Consider the following 16,814-nt stretch of genomic DNA (forward strand, 5'->3'; position numbering starts at 1 on the left):
TCGCGGACATGACGGTTTCTGGACAACGCTCCGAAATCGAGCGTAACCCGATGGTGCGGGCAGCGCCGATCGACGGCACCGACGCGGGGAAGACGGATGACCAGTGTGGCCGAGTTTCAGATCGAACTGCGTATAGCCACGCTGCAACCACGCCTGGAGTGAGCATTGCGGCTCCTCGGGCGTCGCGGTCCCCTCGGCGAGAGACGCCCCCCAGTCAGACAGTCCCTTTCTATATTGCCGTCGCGATGAGATGCGCCCGCGCAACGAGGAGCTACTAGTGCATCTGATTTCCAAGCCCTTGATCATCTCCTTCTTTTTTACTGCAGTTCCCGGTTTCGGCGCGAGCAACGCGATTGCCCGGAGCCCTGATTCGCAGAACAGCGCGTGGTCGAGCGGTTTTTATGCTTACGGCCTGGCGGCGACATCGAGCACCCTGCCCTATTCTTATCCGCAGCCCGTCGCACCCCTGGCGCTGACGCGATCCGTCGCCGCATCGGTGTCGGCAAGCGATCCGGTCACTCTCAACTATGGAGACCAGACGCTGTCCTCCACAGCCGGCGGAAGCGAAACGGGCTCAGCTGGAGCGCAGAACACCGGCAGCGATGGCGGTTCGCCATCGGGCGTCACGGTTGGCCTCACGGGGAGCTCGATAGGCGTCACGATCTCCACCGGCAATGCCCCGGGCGTGTCGGCCGCAAGCAATGGCGGCAACGGCGCCAACGGCACACCGGAGATGGGCGATGATGGCGTCGGGGGCGGAAATGGCGGAGCGGGCGGGGCCATCGCCATCAAGGCGACTGGTCTCGTCAATGTCACGACGACGGGCGACAACGCGGTCGGCGTCCAGGCCATGTCGCTCGGGGGCAGCGGCGGCTTTGCAGGGTCCCAGGGCTCCGGCGTGGGCTTCCCTGGCGGCTATGGCGGCTCTGCGGGAACCGTGAACGTCGACTTCACGAACGCGTCCGGCCTCATAGCCACATCAGGTGCGAATGCCTTTGGCGTGCTGGCGAGTTCTGTCGCCGGCAATTCGGGCAGCAATGGCACGAACTTCATCCAGGCTGGCGGCCAGCAATCCGACGGCCGCCATGGTGGCGATGCCGGAGAAATCACCGTTTACATGGGCGGCGGCACGACGGTCTCGACCACGGGAGCGAACGCGGTCGGCGTTGTCGCGCGCAGCGTCAGCGGCAATGGCGGAGATGGCACCAGTGCCGCCGGCGCCGCGGTAACCGGTCCAGGCGGAAATGGCGGCAATGGCGGGGCCACCGGCACGCAGAGCACAAGCTCCATCGCCCTGAGCACGGTCGGGGTCATCAGGACGACCGGCACGGGCGCCATGGGCGTACTCGCCCAGACATTGACCGGCCAGGGCGGCGCAGGTGGGTCTATTCAATCATCGTTCGGCGGCGATGGCGGCGCGGCCGGAGCCGGTGGGGCGGCAGGCCCGATCTGGGTCACGCATGTCGGCGCCATCACCACGGGGGGCGACTATGCGCCCGGCATTCTCGCGCAATCCCTGTCCGGCGCCGGCGGCATCGGCGGAAGCGCCGCGGGTCTTTTTTACTCGGACGGCGGTTCGGCCACTGCAAGTTCTGATGGCGGAACAGTCGTCATCAACAGCACAGGCTCGGTTCAGACCGGTGGAGCCAATTCCCACGCCCTGATCGCACAGTCGCTCGGCGGCGGCGGCGGCATGGGTGGTGACGCCGGCGGCATGATCAGCGTCAATGGCGGCTCCGGCGCGGCCGGCGGCAATGGCGGCCAGGTCGGGATCAATCTCGGTGGCACCGTAACGACGGCCAACCAGCTTGCTCACGGCGCTGTGGCGCAGTCGATCGGCGGCGGCGGCGGCATGGGCGGCATAGCCACCGCGGCAGGGGCGAATGTCGCCACTGCCGTTGGCGGGGGCGCCGGCACAGGCGGCGCTGGTGGAATTGCCAGCATCAATGCGACGAACCTGTCCCTGCAGGCCCGAGGCACCGCCTCCATCGGCCTGCTGACCCAGTCGATCGGCGGCGGCGGCGGCAGCGGCGGCGGCGCCTACACGCTCTCGGGCGGCGCGCTGGTGGACGTCGCCGTCGCTGTCGGCGGCTCCGGCGGCAATGGCGGCGACGCCGGCACATCGTCCCTGACCGTGACCAACAGCAGCATCGTCACCGGCGGCGGGCTGTCATCGGCTGGAATGCCGGCAGCCGATGCTTTTGGCATCGTGGCGCAGTCGATTGGCGGCGGCGGCGGCCATGGCGGCGCGGGCTCGGCGGCATCCTTTGCAGTCGCGGTCCCGACGGGTGAAGCGCCAATCCCAAATGTCACCTTCAGCGGCGCATTCGGCACGGGTGGTTCAGGCGGTTCGGGTGGCCACGGCGGGACGGCGACGGCCACGGTTGTCGGCGGCACGACCATTTCGACCTCAGGTGACGGCAGCCTGGGCGCGATCGTCCAGTCGATCGGCGGCGGCGGCGGCACGGGTGGCGACAGTTCGACGCTCGCCGCGACGATCGGCTACGGCATACCGACCGGCTACACGACCCAATACGCCCCCTCCGACAACGCCATCAACGTGACCTCGGCCACAGGTGGCGCCGGCGGATCGGGCGGGGTCGGCGGATCCGCCAGCCTGGTTCTCGGTGACAGTGCCGGCACAGCGGCGTCCTCATCGATAGCGACCTCTGGGGAAGAGGCGATCGGCGCACTCGTCCAGTCGATCGGCGGTGGCGGCGGCAATTCCGGGACCGGCAACGCGCTCGTGAAGAACTGGGCTGTCAACACCAGTCTCACACACGCCAAGACCGTCGGAGCCACAGGCGGCTCGGGCGGCGCCGGCGGGACGGCGAGCGCCACGCTCTCAGCAACTGGTGCCATCAACACCACGGGCCAGGGAGCGGAAGCCCTGGTCGTGCAATCGATCGGCGGCGGCGGCGGAGTCGGTTCCGGCGGCAGCCTGAATTTCTCCGGGCTCGAGGCCTGGGTCGAGGCGCTCGCCAACAAACCGAACATTCCCCTCAGCGTGAACGCCTACAACACGACGCTGACCCTCGGCGGACAAGGCGGTGCGGGCGGATCGGGCGGGGATGCCAGCGCCACCAACTCCGGCTCGATCAGCACGACGGGCGTCGATGCGCCTGCCATGGTGGTTCAGTCGGTGGGCGGCGGCGGCGGCAATGTCGGCTCCGCGGCGGCGCCGCTGTCGCCCAGCAGTGCGCAGAGCACGTCGGCCACGGCGCTTCTGGGCGAAGCGCTTCCAGTCATTTCGGTGAATGCGAGCACCACCGTCAATGTTGGCGGCGCCTCCGGCTCCTCCGGCGACGGCGGCTCAGCGACCGTCACGAATGACGGGCAGATCAGCACGCTCGGTGATTATTCGGCGGGCATCATCGCCCAAAGCATCGGCGGCGGTGGCGGCCGGGCCGGCACCGCGATTGCCGGCTATCAGGACAACACGGCGCTGACCCAGTATCTGGCGCACTACATCGCCAACACCACGATGTACCTGGGATACTCGGCGAAGGACGCGACGCTTCAGCAGGGCGGAAACTGGGGCTCTGGAGGCACCGTAGGCGTTTTCCTGAACGGTGGATCGATCCAGACCGGCAACAAGACACCTGCGCCGGGGGCGGGCTCCAACAGCGGGTTCCAGTCGTTCGGCATCCTGGCCCAGAGCGTGGGCGGCGGCGGCGGCATTGCGATCGACGGGACCTCGGACCCGTATACGTCGGCCGGGCTGGGCGCAGCAGCGTACCAGCGGGTCGACCTGGCCAACGGTGCAGGTCCAAGCTTCATCGAAGGCGGGGACGTATCCGTTTCCAACAGCGTGGCTGGCAACCCGTCCATAACGACGTATGGCGCCTCGGCGCACGCGATCATGCTCCAGTCGGTTGGCGGCGGCGGCGGCGTCTTCGGCGCCGGGATCTCCTCGATGGCGAAGGGGGACTCCGACAACACCGTCAATCTCGTGATGGGCGCGGGCTTCATATCCGTCGGCGGCGGCGGCACCGTCGGGCAGGCCAATGGCGGCAACGTCACCTTGAATCTCGACGAAACCAGCACGCCCTCGATCGCGACCAGCGGCTCCGGCGCGGTCGGCGTCTTCGCGCAGAGCGTTGGGGCGGGCGGCGGCTTTGCGTCCGTGGTCCCGGGTGTGTTTCTGAAGATGGACGGTTTCGGTTCGACCGGACAATCCGGCCACGGCGGCTCTGTCAACGTTCAGCTCCTGAACCCGCACGGCTCCATTTCCACGCAGGGCGTCGGCGCCCACGGCATCGTCGCCCAGAGCGTCGGCTCGGGCGGTGGCTACGCTGCAAACTATGCCGAGTCCCAGGTGCCGACCCTCACCTCGGCCTGGCACGGCAAGACGCCCCAGGCCAGCGGCAATGGCGGTGCTGTGACCGTCGTAAGCGCCGCCGACATCACCACCACGGGCGCCGGCGCCTATGGCATTCTTGCCCAGAGCATCGGGAGCGGCGGCGGATTCTTTGCCAATTTCGGCGACGTCTTTGCCGGCAGCACCGGCTTCGATTCCGGAAGCGGCGGCTCAGTCAACGTCACCGTACAGGGCAGCGTGGCGAGCTCCGGCCGCAACAGCATCGGCGTCTTCGCCCAGAGCATGGGCAATGGCAGCAGCTCGAACTGGTTCACGGCAAGCCCGGTGGTGATCTCGGTCGAGGGCAACGGCAAGATCAACGGCGGCAGCGGGCCGCAGGGCGCGGGCATCGTCGTCTCAGGCGGCGATGTCCTCTTCAAGGACAACAGCACCACCAACAGCGTGACCATAGCCAAAGGCGGCTCGGTGGAGGCGAAGTCGGGCGTCGCGATCAAGGCGGTGGACGGCTCCGTCGTCAACGTCGTGAACCACGGCACTGTGACGGGATCGGCCATCCTGAACGGCGGAACATTTGGCGGTACCAAGCCGGTCTCGACCTCGTCATCGGATGCCATCGGGCATTTCACCAATGACGGGAGGCTGGCCGCAACGCCGGGCGAGACGTCCTACGTTGCCGGCCATCTGGTCCAGACGGCAGACGGCCACATCGCGCCGCATCTCGACTACAGCAACCTGCGCAGCGGCGCCTATGTCGTGACCGGCAACGCCGTGCTGGACGGCGCTATCCGGCCAAACCTCGCCAGCGCGCTGCCCAACATCTTCCTGCCGGCGCTGACGGTGAACGGCAGCGTCTCGGGCTCGCTCACCACCTCCGACAGCGCGCTGTTCTCCTACACGCTGCGCGAGACCCCCGGCCAATATGACGTCGCCATCACAGGCACGCATTTCGACCGGGCCCGCTTTGGCCTTACCCAACACCACAGCGCCGTCCTGAAGGCGCTGGAGCATGTCTTCGCCACGAGCAATGTCGGCCTCGGCCCGCTCTTCGCCGCGCTCGACGCCAGCGCGGGCACCGATCGCGGGCAGTTCAGCCGGTCCCTGTCCCAGCTCTCGCCACGCAGCATGTCGACGCTGTTCGCCCGCACCGCGGCGGATGCCTCGCGCATCGCCGACGCCTCGATGAGCTGCCCGATGTTCGGCAGCGAGGCGAACGGCCAGCAGGCTATGCTGGTCGAGGGCTCCTGCCTTTACGTCACCACGCGCGGACAGCGCGCCTCGCTCAGGGGCGATGCCGATCGCGGCAGGTCGACCATGGAGGCAGCGGCGTGGCAACTGGGCGGGCAGAGCGAAATCCGTCCCGGGCTGCTGCTCGGCGGCTCTCTCGCCTATCAGGCTGACGCGTTCAGCAGCCGCGACGGCGTCTCGGGCCAGGGCTCGAGCGTCCAGGGCGCCGTGACCCTGAAGTACCAGAGCGGTCCCCTGCTGCTGACAGGCGCGATCTTCGGCAGCTATGGCGACTACGACCTCAAGCGGAGGATCGTGGCACCGGGCTATGCGGCGGTGGCAGATGCAGACAGCACCTTCTACAGCGCAGGCATCCGGGCCCGAGCGGCCTACACGCTCGAGGCCGACAATCTCTATCTGCGGCCCTATCTGAACCTGGACCTGGTTCAAGCCCGCAGCAGCGCCTTCACCGAGAGGGAACTCGGCGGGCTCGGCCTGACGATCTCCGGCAGCCGCTACTTCACCGCCATCCTGACGCCTGCACTGGAGGTCGGCAGGCGCGACGAACTCTCGGACGGCCGCATCCTGCGCAGCTTCCTCTCAGCCGGCGTCAGCCTGCGCTCCAACGCCAACTGGCGCGGATTCGGCAATTTCAGCAGCGCGATCGCCGGCGAAGGCTTTGCGCTGCAGTCCCCGCTCGACCGGGTCGCCGGGCGCGTGAGCGCGGGCATCCAGCTCTATCAGGACGGAGCGCTCGACATGCGCCTCCAGTACGATGGCGAGTTCGGGAAGGAGGCGACGAAGCACGGCGCAACCGCCAGCCTGTCCCACCGCTTCTGAGCGCATGCGCTGCCGCATCTGGGCTCATCGTCTGAGCGAAGTGCCCTCGCGCAGAACTCAACCTCTCCACGATCTCACGGTCGCAGCTATCTCTGGAAAGTACTATAAAATGCCGAAGACCATCGCTTCTCATATACTCGCGCGCTGGAACCGCAGGATCATCGCTACCGCACTAGCGGCTTCACTTGCCGCCGTACCGGCCGCACAGGCCTGCACCAGCTTCGTGATCCCCACGACCGACAACAGCGCCGTCTACGCCCGGACGATGGAGTTCGGCTTCCCGATGGAGTCGCAGGTCCTGGTCATCCCGCGCAACTACAAGATCGCGCCCGCCGGGACCGGGGCGACGCCCACCATGGGCTGGACCTCGAAATATGCCGCGGTAGGCATGAATGCGATGGGCGCGTCGGCCCTGGTGGACGGCATCAACGAGAAAGGCCTTGTCGGCGGCATCCTCTATTTCCCGGGCTTCGCCGGCTATGCCGATGCCGCCCAATCGGACCCGGCCAAGTCGCTGGCGCCCTGGGAGGTCCTGACCTGGGCGCTGACCAGCTTTGCCACTGTGGCCGAGGTCAAGGCCGCGCTGGGGGACATCTCGATCGTCGGCATTATCGAGGAGACGATGAAGATCACGCCGCCGGTCCACTACACTCTGCATGATGCGACCGGCGCCTCGCTGGTGATCGAGCCCGTCGACGGCAAGCTCAAGGTCTATGACAACCCGGTGGGCGTGATGACGAACTCGCCCTCCTTCGACTGGCACCTCACCAATCTGCGCAACTACATCAAGCTCTCGCCGGTCAACGCGGATCCGCTCAAGCTCGGGGCGGCAACCTTCGCACCGCTTGGCCAGGGTTCGGGCATGCTCGGCATTCCCGGCGACCCGACGCCGCCCTCGCGCTTCCTGCGCGCCCTCGGCTACACCCAGTCGATCGAGAAGAAGCCGTCCGGGCCCGAGAGCGTGCGCCTGGCCGAGCACATCATCAACAATTTCGATATCCCCAAGGGCTGGGTGCGCGACAAGAGCCAGGGCAGCGAGCCGCTCGAATACACGCAGTGGTCGACCGTCGCCGACATCGCCAACCGCACCTATTACGTGAAGAGCTATGAGGATCCGGTCCTGCGCGCGATCGACCTCCGGACCTTCGACCTCGACGCAAAGGCGCCGGTCAGCGCCCCGCTGACGGCCGCCATGACACCGCCGGCCCTGGCCTTCCCCAAGCGCTGATGCGCCCATCGACCGCCTTCCGGTCTCCGGCGGGCGGTAGGCTTCCATCGAGCCCACCGCACCGGCGCGACCGCCGGTTTCGTGATCGACGCGGCCGCGCCGGCCCGAGGGCGACGACTGCGATCTCGCCAAAATCTCGCCATTCCGGATGTCCAGCTTCGTCATTTGAAGCGATATTCCCCGGGATCGTGAGACCGGGTGGTCGCCGCGACGATCGTTGGAGGTTCTTGTGGCGGACACATTTCCGAATGGCACAGTCCATGAGGCAGGTGGAGATCTTCAGGCAGCGGTGCTTGAGGATCCGACCGTCGCCGCACTCTGGACGAAGCTGACAGCGCTCGGGCGAAACGAGTTCATCTGCTGGGTCGAGGACGCGAAGCAGCCGGCGACGCGTCAACGCCGGATCAAGCGGACTTGCGAGGAGCTGCTGGACGGGAAAAAGCGGCCATGCTGTTGGGCGGGCTGTACGCACCGTGCCGACAAGGTGCCAAGCCGGTGGCAACAGGCGATGCTGATCGACAAAAAGGGCAGGAGCAGCCCCTGAGCCCGGCGGCCAGCAATAGCTCGCTATACGCTCGGGACCGCACAAGACCTCAACTGTAGAAGACGTGCCGGCCGATCACGTCCATCTTCTTGAGCTTCCTGGCCCAGTGAGGCCGGACATAATCGGCGTGGTAATGCGTCGCGACACCGACTTCCTCAAGGTAGATCTTACCCTCGTAGACGTCATGCGCGATGCGCTCTGCCGCCTCCCACGGCTCTGGCTCGGTGACGCGCAGCGATTTGCCCTCGCACGCGAATGAAAACTGGCAGGCGAGCTTGCGGTGCCGGTTCTGGTAGACGACGCCGCAAACCGAGCGGGGGTACTTCCCGCTTTTGACACGGTTGAGCACGACCTGGGCGACGGCCGCGCGCCCCTCCTCCCCCTCCGATCGGGCCTCGAAATAGACCGCTTCCGCGAGGCAGCGCTTTTCACCCGCCATGCTCTCGGACTTGATCAGTCCAGCATAGACCGGCAGCTGCTCCGGTTCGCTCGCGCGCGACGCCGGCATGGCAGGCGGCGTCAGGGCGGCGATGACCGCGCGTCCGCTCGTCGGCGTGACCGAGGCCGAAGATGCCGCAGTCAGTGGGGTCGCTCCGTCTCCGCGTTGCTGGAGTGCGGCCGGGCGCGGCGTGTCGCTGTCGAGACCGCTGGCGGCGCCGGAGCCGATCTGAGAGGGAATCTGGGCGGAATGGGCTGGCAACGCGACAATAGCCGCGACCGCGAGCAGCGCCGCAGGGGCGATGCGCTTCATGAGGTCTACTCCGGGGGCGACAAGCCGAGCGCTCGCGGCACCGGAGACCGGCGGCGGGATCTGCAACTCGTTTGACTTGATCTGTTAGGGATTTGGTCGAGGCGGGCCCTAGGGCGTCGCTCGTTGCGATGACAGGTCGAGCGCGCCCATTGCCGCATCAAGCGGCATGGCTTCCCGCCAACCAATTCACGGAAAAAGCGCGGTCTGGCGAGTCGGCTTTCCGAGATCTACCGTGACGCAGGATCGATGATCGGATCACGACCGTTCATGCGCGATCGTATCACGCAATAACGACCTCCGGTCGCAGTGATATTGATACAAACCCACCCGAATTCTCTTGGGAATATATTGCGATCCACCGCAGTGTTATTACGTTCCGTCAACGGCTTTAAATCTCCATAACTGCGGCGTTGCATGTTGTCCTGCGGACCCTATGGAGAGACACTTCGGCATCATTGTGACTTAGTCAGCCTTCTGTGTATCGACTGCGCCTTGCGATTTCCGCGACGCTGGTTGCCGCTGCAACGGCCGCTGCGATTATTCCCTCCATCTGACATTGACCCGCACTAGCCCTTTCTATCTGCGGCGTCCGCGCCTCTCATGCCTATCGGCATGGCTGGCCCTTCGGTCGTGTCTTCGTCCGTTTGCCGTTCTGCTTCGGAATTCAGCTCCGCGCCGATCAGCACGATGGTTGCTGACAGCCACATCCATGTCAGGAGGCCGATGACGGCTCCGATGGCGCCATAGGTCTTGTTGTAATCCTCGAAATTCGCGACGTACCAGGACAATGCGAGGGACGCGGCCAGCCAGCCGACACTCGCGAAAATGGCACCCGGACTGACCCAGGCCCACTGAGCGTCATCCCGGCTCGGGCCGAAACGATAGAGGGCGGACAGACCCAGCATCAGCACCAGGATCAGCAGCGGCCACCGCGCCAGCGACACCAACCACTCGGTCGCTCCGCCAAATGCCACATAGTCGAGAAGAGCTGGAACGACCGCGATGCTCGCCAGCGCCATCGTCACGAAAGCCAGTATTGCAACCGTAAAGCCAAGGGAAACCGCGTTCAGCTTGATGAAGCCGCGCTTCTCGTCTTCGCCATAGGCGACGTTCAAGGCATCGAAGATCGCCTTCACGCCCGCATTGGCGCTCCAGATTGCGAGCGCAAGGCTGAAGAGAAGTGCAAATCCGAGCTTGGTATCCCCCGCCTGCGTGATCCGCGTGATCTGTTCGCGCAGGAAATCGGTCGAGCCCGCCGGAAGGAAGCCATTGACGAGGCTGAGTTGCTCGCCGATCGTACCAGGATCGGAAACCAGGCCATAGATGGAAACGACAGCGGTCAAGGCGGGAAACAGAGCCAGCAGAGCGTAGAACGTGACGCCCGCCGCGACCGCACGAACCCGGTCGCGGTCGACCTCATGGTAGGTGCGGCGAATTATGTCCCGCCAGCCGGCAGCAGGGATCCTGGCTGGGTTGTCCGCCGCTGCTCCCGCCTTCGAGCGATGGGCGGCCTTGGCTTCGTACTCTTCGTCACGAGCGCTTTTGCCCGACGGGGCCAGGCGTGACGCGACCAGCGCCGCCCCGAGCCCGAGAGCAACTGCCATACCGAGATCGATCAGGAAACGCTTGCTGCGCACGAGGAACCCTCCGTCCGCTTGGCAACTCGAAGCCGACACGAAAGGTTGCGCGCTGCAGAAGGATTAGCGCGCGTCCGCGATGGCGGTCTTTCCGCTGTCACATGCCAGCTCGACGACACGCTGTTGGCGACCAAGGAACTGGCTGATAGCCTCCAGACCGATTGGCCGTGCCTGCTTGTCTTCCGTGTCACGGTTCTGGATTTTTGAGACGACCTTGGAGACTGCTTCTGCTGGCCTTTTGTCCATCTTGAGGAGAGTCGACGCTTGAGACTTCATGTTGCTGCTATCAGCCTGGCGCTGATGGGGCCCGCCCATGCTGGAGGCCCTTTTGGGGAAGTCGTCGTCGGCAACTGGTCTGGTGGCGCCTATACAAACGACGCGACAGGCCAGTTCTCGCACTGCGCGGTCAACGCCGCCTACAAAAACGGTACGCGATTACTCACATCCGTGACGGGCGGGTTTCAGTGGTTGCTGGGCATCGCCCACCCCGATTGGAACCTTAATGTCGGCGCGAGCGTGCCGCTCCGGCTAGTCTTCGATCGAGAGACAAGCATTTCTGTCAGTGCTCAGGTCAGGAACCCCAAGCTGATTACCATCGCCATGCCGGCTGAATCCGCCTTGATCCGGGCATTTAGACAGGGCCGATACCTGGAAGTGGTCGCTCGCGACAAGCGCCTCACATTCGCACTGACATCGACCTCGGAGATGCTGCCGGTTCTGGTGAACTGCGTACGCGGCAGCGCAAACGTCCGGGGGCCGATCTCGACAGCGCCGCCGACCACGGCTGCGGATGCCAGCGCGATTGCTGACAGGAAGGCGACGCTCGAACGAGCGCGAACCCTGGTCCAGACTCGAATGCTCTCCTGCATCGGCCGCGAGGGAGCGGCCATGCTCCTGACGGACGAGAAAGCGGAAGTCGTTGCCAAGGCTGCGATGCTGTTTTGCAGGTCGGACGTGGATGCGCTTGTGCAATCGACCATCGAGCTCGTCGAGATCGAGAGCAACCGGCCGGCGGATCGCGGCCTCGTTCGGCGAAACGCGGAGCAACGTGTTCAAGACGTCGTCACCGCTCACATCATCAGAACGCGCGGCGAGATGCTCAGCAGGAGAAACCAGCCCTCACAACCCACCGTGACGCCCCCTCCCGCAAACTCGTTGCCGCCGGTCTGACCTTCGGACTACCTCGACAAGCCGATGAAGGACCACACACTGATGCAGACCATAGCCCGGGCGAACAGGCGGGCGCCAGGCAAGAGCGCGGGCGTCATCGTCGACTACGTCGGAGTCTTCCTGAACCTGCAGAAGGCGCTGGCGATCTACGCGGGGCAGCAGGGCGGTGGTGCTCCGATCCGGAACAAGGACGAACTGGTCGCGGTGTTGGACGAGGCGCTGGCGCGAGCGCGAACCTTCTGCACGAGCGTGGATGTCGACATCGACGCCATACTCGCGGTGGACAAACTGGCGCGGCTGGTGCTGATCGGAAAGGGGGTCGAGGCCCTCATCGCGCCTGATGAACGGCGACGGGAATTCTTCCGCCTCGCTGGGGCCACCACGCGGGCCTACAAGGCGCTCCTGCCGGATGAGAGGGCTGCCCCCTACCTCAAGCCCGTGGCCGCCGCGCATGTCCTCGCAGAGGCCGTCCGGGGCAAGCTCGGTCCGGTGGACATCGCCGCCATCTCGGCAAAGATCGAAGCTCTGCTGGACGAGCGGGTCCAGGGCGTCGCGATCACCGCGCCCATCATCGAGGGCGACGAGGCTGCAGGGCGGGTCGACCTGTCCAGCATCGACTTCGAGAAGCTCGCGACACTGTTCGCCAGCCAGCCCAAGACGGCGGCCGAACAGCTTAAGACGGCGGCCGAGAGGAAGGCCCATGACATGGCGGCGAAGAACCCGACCCGGGTTCACCTCGTCGAGAAATTCGAGAAGTTGGTCGACGAGTACAACCTTGGCACGCTCGACGCCGAGACCTTCTTCGCCGCGCTGAAGAAGCTCATCGCCGAGATGGACGATGAGGACCGTCGAGCAGCTCGCGAGGGGCTGAGCGAGGATGAGCTCGCCATCTTCGACCTCCTCAGCAAGCCCGAGCCGAAGCTCACCAGGGTCCAGGAGGTCGAGGTGAAGAGGGTGGCACGGGAGCTGCTGGAGAAACTCCAGGAGCTGCTGCGGGTGAGCCAATGGCAGTTGCGGCCTCAACCCCGAGCCGCGGTGCAGTCGACAATCCGCTTCGCGCTGAACGAACTCCCCGAAGAGCCCTATCCGGAGGAGGTCTGGAACGAGAAGGTCGATGCCGTCTGGCAATTCGTGTTCAGCAGGTATCAGGCAGGCGCGAGTTCGGCCGCGGCGCAATGAGCCTCCGCTGATGGGTCCGGTACTTTTCCAGAAAAAATCCGAGAGGCCATCATCTGTCGAGCGCTGCCAGCATTCCCCCCGTACCCCTGGGGGTTCACAGGGCGCGGACGTCTCCAAAAGTGCAGTGACTGCACCGATGCTCCCCCGGGGAGCGGATGATCAACGCAAGGGAGTGGCCGGGAAAAGTCGTTCGGTCACTTCAGAGGCGCTCTATGACGTTGAGGACGCTGCGGGCAGTCCAGGCGCCGCCGCGGGCGGTCGCCACGTGACGTTCGTTCAGGGCCTTGGCAAGCCCATTGGCCGAGTTCACGCCGGATGAGCGCAGCTCGGCAATGATCCGCCGAAGCCGTTCGGCCCGTTCCTGTGCGTCCATACGAAGCGCCTCGATGGCCCTGGCGTTGCCGTAATGGCGGAGATGGGCAGCTCCCTTGGGGTTCCCAAGCTGGCGGCCTCGCGCCTTCGCGGCAGCCAGGGCGGCCTTGGTGCGCTCCGAGATCAGCTCGCGCTCCTTCTGCGCCAGCATCGCCATGATCCCCACGGTGAAGCGGTCGGCGCTAGGCATGTCGCAGGCGACGAAGTCCACCTCGGCCTTCTGCAGCCCCAAGAGAAAATGGGCATCTCGGGACAGGCGGTCGAGCTTGGCGATGATCAGTGTCGCTCCGGTCAGGCGGACAGCGTCCTGAGCCGCAATCCATGCTTCGCTCCTAGCGTCAAAGCCCGACCAGTCGGACAAGGTTGCGCCAGCATCCGCAAGGAAATCTGCTCGGACGATGAAAAGGAAGCGCTTAGCCTCGCTTGTCCTGCCATCGAGATCGAAGGCGGCCCAACCGGGCGAACCTACAAGGCGTGCGTCGATCCACCATGCAATGCCGTGCTGACGTGTCGTCTTGTCTGCCTTGAGTGTGTCGATGATGGTGAGGTGCGCAACGCCGTGCCCCGGCACCTGCACGTCGATCTCACGCAGCTTGGCCGAGGGCACGTCTTGAAATGTCACTGCCTTGCCGTCGACCAACACCGTGAAGCTCGGGTCCGACAAGAAGCGAGTGCCTATGGCCTCTCGCACCTGCTGGGCCGTAGTGCCCACGCTACCCCCGAACGGTGCACAAATCTGGGTCCCGTGCCCAGGGACCTGCTCCTGCGATGCCACCAATTCCAGGTCGAAGGGCGCTGTCAGCCCCCGGCGTACCTCATATGTTACCTCTTCGTCGTCCCGCCATGTGCGAACGCGATAGGGGTCTCCGAATAGGAAGGCCGCGTGGCGTCCCTTACCGTTGCGCCCATACGGGCGACGCGGTCCATACGACTTCAGTTCCTCGGGCGGCGGAGAGAGCCTGCCTTGTTCGGATTGCCGGTCGTAGTCGAATGTAGCCCAGCGGCGCCGAAACTCGGTATGTGTCATCCCCTTCCCATTATCGGTGATGGAAAACACACGGCCGCTGCCCTTTTCGGGCCACTCGATTTCAACCCGCGTTGCCCACGCGTCCCAAGCGTTGGCGACCAACTCGACAATAGCCACCTCGGGAACGCTGATGATGGCACCGGCATAGCGATCCAGGAACCGCTCATCAAAAAGAACACCTTGAGGTGCTGTCACCGGTCATCCCCCATGCTGCGAAGAGTGCCCGGTGCCGCCGCTATCGTCCATAGCTTTTGTCAGCGCTTGATGACGGTTTCAACATCGGCTGAGAGCAGCCGATTTTGGGGTCCATCCAGCACATGAAACTGGGGTCCATATCAAACTCTGTATGGAGTAACCGCTTGAAATGATTTAGCATTTTATGAGCCACGAAAAGTGGCGCGACCTACGGGAGTCGAACCCGTCTCCCCAGCGTGAAAGGCTGGTGTCCTAACCGATAGACGAAGGTCGCGTGCTTCAGCGCCGGTGGTGGGTGCTTCGAAGTGAGCGGAGGTATAGTGGCAGTGCTGCGCCTCCGCAAGCGCCAGTTTGATAGTTTGCTGTGATCAATTCAAATTCTTGCATTACCCCTTCAATATCAAAGCCTTAGATATCGAAATAGGCACCTTCCGCGAGCACCTTTCACTCCGGACGGGCGAGATCGAGCAGGCGCAGCTCCGCATTTTCGTTCCCTCCCCAGCGATTCAGGGTGAGTGTCGCAGCGACATGGACGTGGTCGCCGCGCGCCGTAAACAGGGCCCGGCCCAGCGGCTCCTGCGCCACCCTGAACGCGATGCCGCCGACCGTGGCACCATCGCCGCTCTTCAGCTTGATCCTGACATGGCCTCCGCTGCCGATCTCGACGACATCGACGAGCCGGTGCGAGGGGAAGACGAAGACCGGCTCGGGACTGCCCGAACCAAAGGGACCGGCCTTGTCGATCTCGGCGAGCAGGCGTGGATTGGCTCCGGCAGCGCTCAGGGCGGCATCGACCAGCAGAGCCTCGCCTTCCCCCGCGGCTGCCACCTGGGCGCCCAGCCGCTGGGCCAGGAAGCTGTGGAAGGGTGCGCTCTGGCCCGCCAGCAAGGTCACTCCTGCCGCCATGGCGTGACCGCCGCCCTTGGCCGCCAACCCTGCCTCGACCGCCTCCCGCACGGCGCGGCCGAGATCGACCCCGGCCACCGATCGGCCCGAGCCCGTGGCGCCGCCCTCCCCGTTCAGCGCCAGAGCGAAGGCCGGACGACGGAAGCGTTCCTTCAAGCGGGCGGCGACGAGCCCGACGATGCCGGGATGCCAATCCGTGGAAGCCGCCAGAAGCACCGCGAGATCGGGATCCCCCATGAGGGCATGGTCGGCCTCGGCGACGGCCTCCAGAACCGCCTGCCGCTCGATCTCCTGGCGCTCCTGGTTCAGCCGGTTGAGTTCGGCCGCAATGCTGCGCGCCTCGATCTCGTCGGCGGTCAGCAGCAGCCTTGCGCCCAGCGCGGCATCGCCGATGCGGCCGCCGGCATTGATCCGCGGCCCCAGCAGGAAACCGAGGTGCCAGGGCTGGACCGGCCCGTCGAGCCCAGCGACGTCCATGAGCGCCGCAAGCCCGGGACGGGCCCGTCCGCGCAGGATCGCGAGCCCCTGCCGCACGAACGCACGGTTCAGGCCATGCAGCGGCACGACGTCTGCCACAGTCGCCAGCGCGACGAGGTCGAGCGCCTCCAGCAGGTTCGGCTCGCCGCCCTGCTTTGCCCAGAAGCCCTGGTTGCGGAGTTCGCGACTGGTCGCGACCAGCGTCATGAAGACGACACCGGCGGCGCAGAGATGGCCCAATCCCGAGAGATCGTCCTGGCGATTGGGGTTGACCAGGGCCGCGACCGGCGGCAGTTCCTCGGGTGCCTGGTGATGGTCGAGCACGACGACGTCGAGGCCGAGACGCATCGCCTCCGCGAGCGGTTCGTGGCTCGTCGTGCCGCAGTCGACCGTGACGAGGAGCGTGGCGCCCTCGCCCGCCAACATCCGGATGGCTTCGCTGTTGGGGCCGTAGCCTTCGATCAGGCGGTCGGGAATATGAATGCGCGGGCGCGCCCCGGCCTGCGCGAGATAGCCCGCCAGCAGGGCCGCCGAGCAGGCGCCGTCGACGTCGTAGTCGCCGAAGATCGCGACATGCTCGCGCGCCGTGGCTGCCCTGGCGAGGCGCTCCGCAGCGGGCGCCATCCCTGTCAAGGTCCCGGGATCGGGCAGGAGGTCGCGCAGCCTGGGCTCGAGGAAGCCGGCCGCCTCCATGGGCTCGACCCCGCGTCCAGCCAGAAGCCTGGCGAGGATGTCGGGAATGCCCTCGAGCTGCGACAGGGCCTCGGCGCGGCCGAGCCCAGCGGCGTCGAGCCTGTCGCGCCAAGGGCGGCCGAGCGCGGAACGGGTGACGCCCAGAAAGGCGCGCGTAGGCATGGATGTCATGGTGATGGCCTCACCCGCCGCGGCGCTTTCGTCAACCGTGGCGAGGGAGTTTTGAACGTGGCGATGTCGCGCAGGGCGC

9 protein-coding genes and 1 tRNA gene are annotated in these 16,814 nt (G+C 65.7%); 5 read left to right on the plus strand and 5 right to left on the minus strand.

Annotated features, from left to right (window positions below):
* Positions 1-277 precede the first annotated feature (277 nt).
* The 3 genes from AC1D2L_RS01485 to AC1D2L_RS01495 all read left to right on the plus strand — a co-directional run bounded on the left by AC1D2L_RS01485 (position 278) and on the right by AC1D2L_RS01495 (position 8,157).
* Positions 278-6,385: a hypothetical protein gene (locus tag AC1D2L_RS01485; protein ID WP_476844041.1), complete on the plus strand. Its 6,108-nt coding sequence runs from the start codon at positions 278-280 to the stop codon at positions 6,383-6,385.
* 109 nt (positions 6,386-6,494) lie between these two features.
* Positions 6,495-7,613, plus strand: a complete 1,119-nt coding sequence (locus AC1D2L_RS01490; protein ID WP_476844042.1) for a linear amide C-N hydrolase — start codon at positions 6,495-6,497, stop codon at positions 7,611-7,613.
* Positions 7,614-7,842: 229 nt separating this feature from the next.
* Positions 7,843-8,157: a YdeI/OmpD-associated family protein gene (locus AC1D2L_RS01495; protein ID WP_476844043.1), complete on the plus strand. Its 315-nt coding sequence runs from the start codon at positions 7,843-7,845 to the stop codon at positions 8,155-8,157.
* Positions 8,158-8,206: 49 nt separating this feature from the next.
* On the opposite strand, the gene AC1D2L_RS01500 is transcribed toward AC1D2L_RS01495, so the two are convergent.
* Both AC1D2L_RS01500 and AC1D2L_RS01505 read right to left on the minus strand, forming a co-directional pair.
* On the minus strand, positions 8,207-8,908 hold the full coding sequence (locus tag AC1D2L_RS01500) for a cell wall hydrolase (protein WP_476844044.1): 702 nt from the start codon (positions 8,906-8,908) through the stop codon (positions 8,207-8,209).
* A 566-nt stretch (positions 8,909-9,474) separates the two neighbouring features.
* Entirely contained in the window at positions 9,475-10,545 is a 1,071-nt protein-coding gene (locus AC1D2L_RS01505; protein ID WP_476844045.1) for a YihY/virulence factor BrkB family protein, read from the minus strand.
* A 264-nt stretch (positions 10,546-10,809) separates the two neighbouring features.
* Here AC1D2L_RS01505 and AC1D2L_RS01510 point away from each other — a divergent pair, with 264 nt between their 5' ends.
* Together AC1D2L_RS01510 and AC1D2L_RS01515 are read left to right on the plus strand one after the other, a co-directional pair.
* Positions 10,810-11,715, plus strand: a complete 906-nt coding sequence (locus AC1D2L_RS01510) for a hypothetical protein (RefSeq protein WP_476844046.1) — start codon at positions 10,810-10,812, stop codon at positions 11,713-11,715.
* Between the two features lie 24 nt (positions 11,716-11,739).
* Entirely contained in the window at positions 11,740-12,894 is a 1,155-nt protein-coding gene (locus tag AC1D2L_RS01515) for a type I restriction enzyme endonuclease domain-containing protein (protein WP_476844047.1), read from the plus strand.
* A 199-nt stretch (positions 12,895-13,093) separates the two neighbouring features.
* Here the strand turns inward: AC1D2L_RS01515 and AC1D2L_RS01520 are convergent, their stop codons facing one another.
* The 3 genes from AC1D2L_RS01520 to recJ form a co-directional block, all read right to left on the minus strand.
* The gene (locus AC1D2L_RS01520; protein WP_476844048.1) at positions 13,094-14,488 is read right to left on the minus strand and encodes an ATP-binding protein; all 1,395 of its coding nucleotides are present in this window, start codon (positions 14,486-14,488) and stop codon (positions 13,094-13,096) included.
* Between the two features lie 199 nt (positions 14,489-14,687).
* A tRNA-Glu gene (locus AC1D2L_RS01525) sits at positions 14,688-14,762 on the minus strand.
* A 170-nt stretch (positions 14,763-14,932) separates the two neighbouring features.
* Positions 14,933-16,735 (minus strand): single-stranded-DNA-specific exonuclease RecJ, encoded by a 1,803-nt coding sequence (gene recJ / locus AC1D2L_RS01530; RefSeq protein ID WP_476844049.1) that lies wholly within the window; start codon positions 16,733-16,735, stop codon positions 14,933-14,935.
* Between the last annotated feature and the right edge of the window lie 79 nt (positions 16,736-16,814).

Source organism: Allobosea sp. P1_B10 (assembly GCF_056406735.1).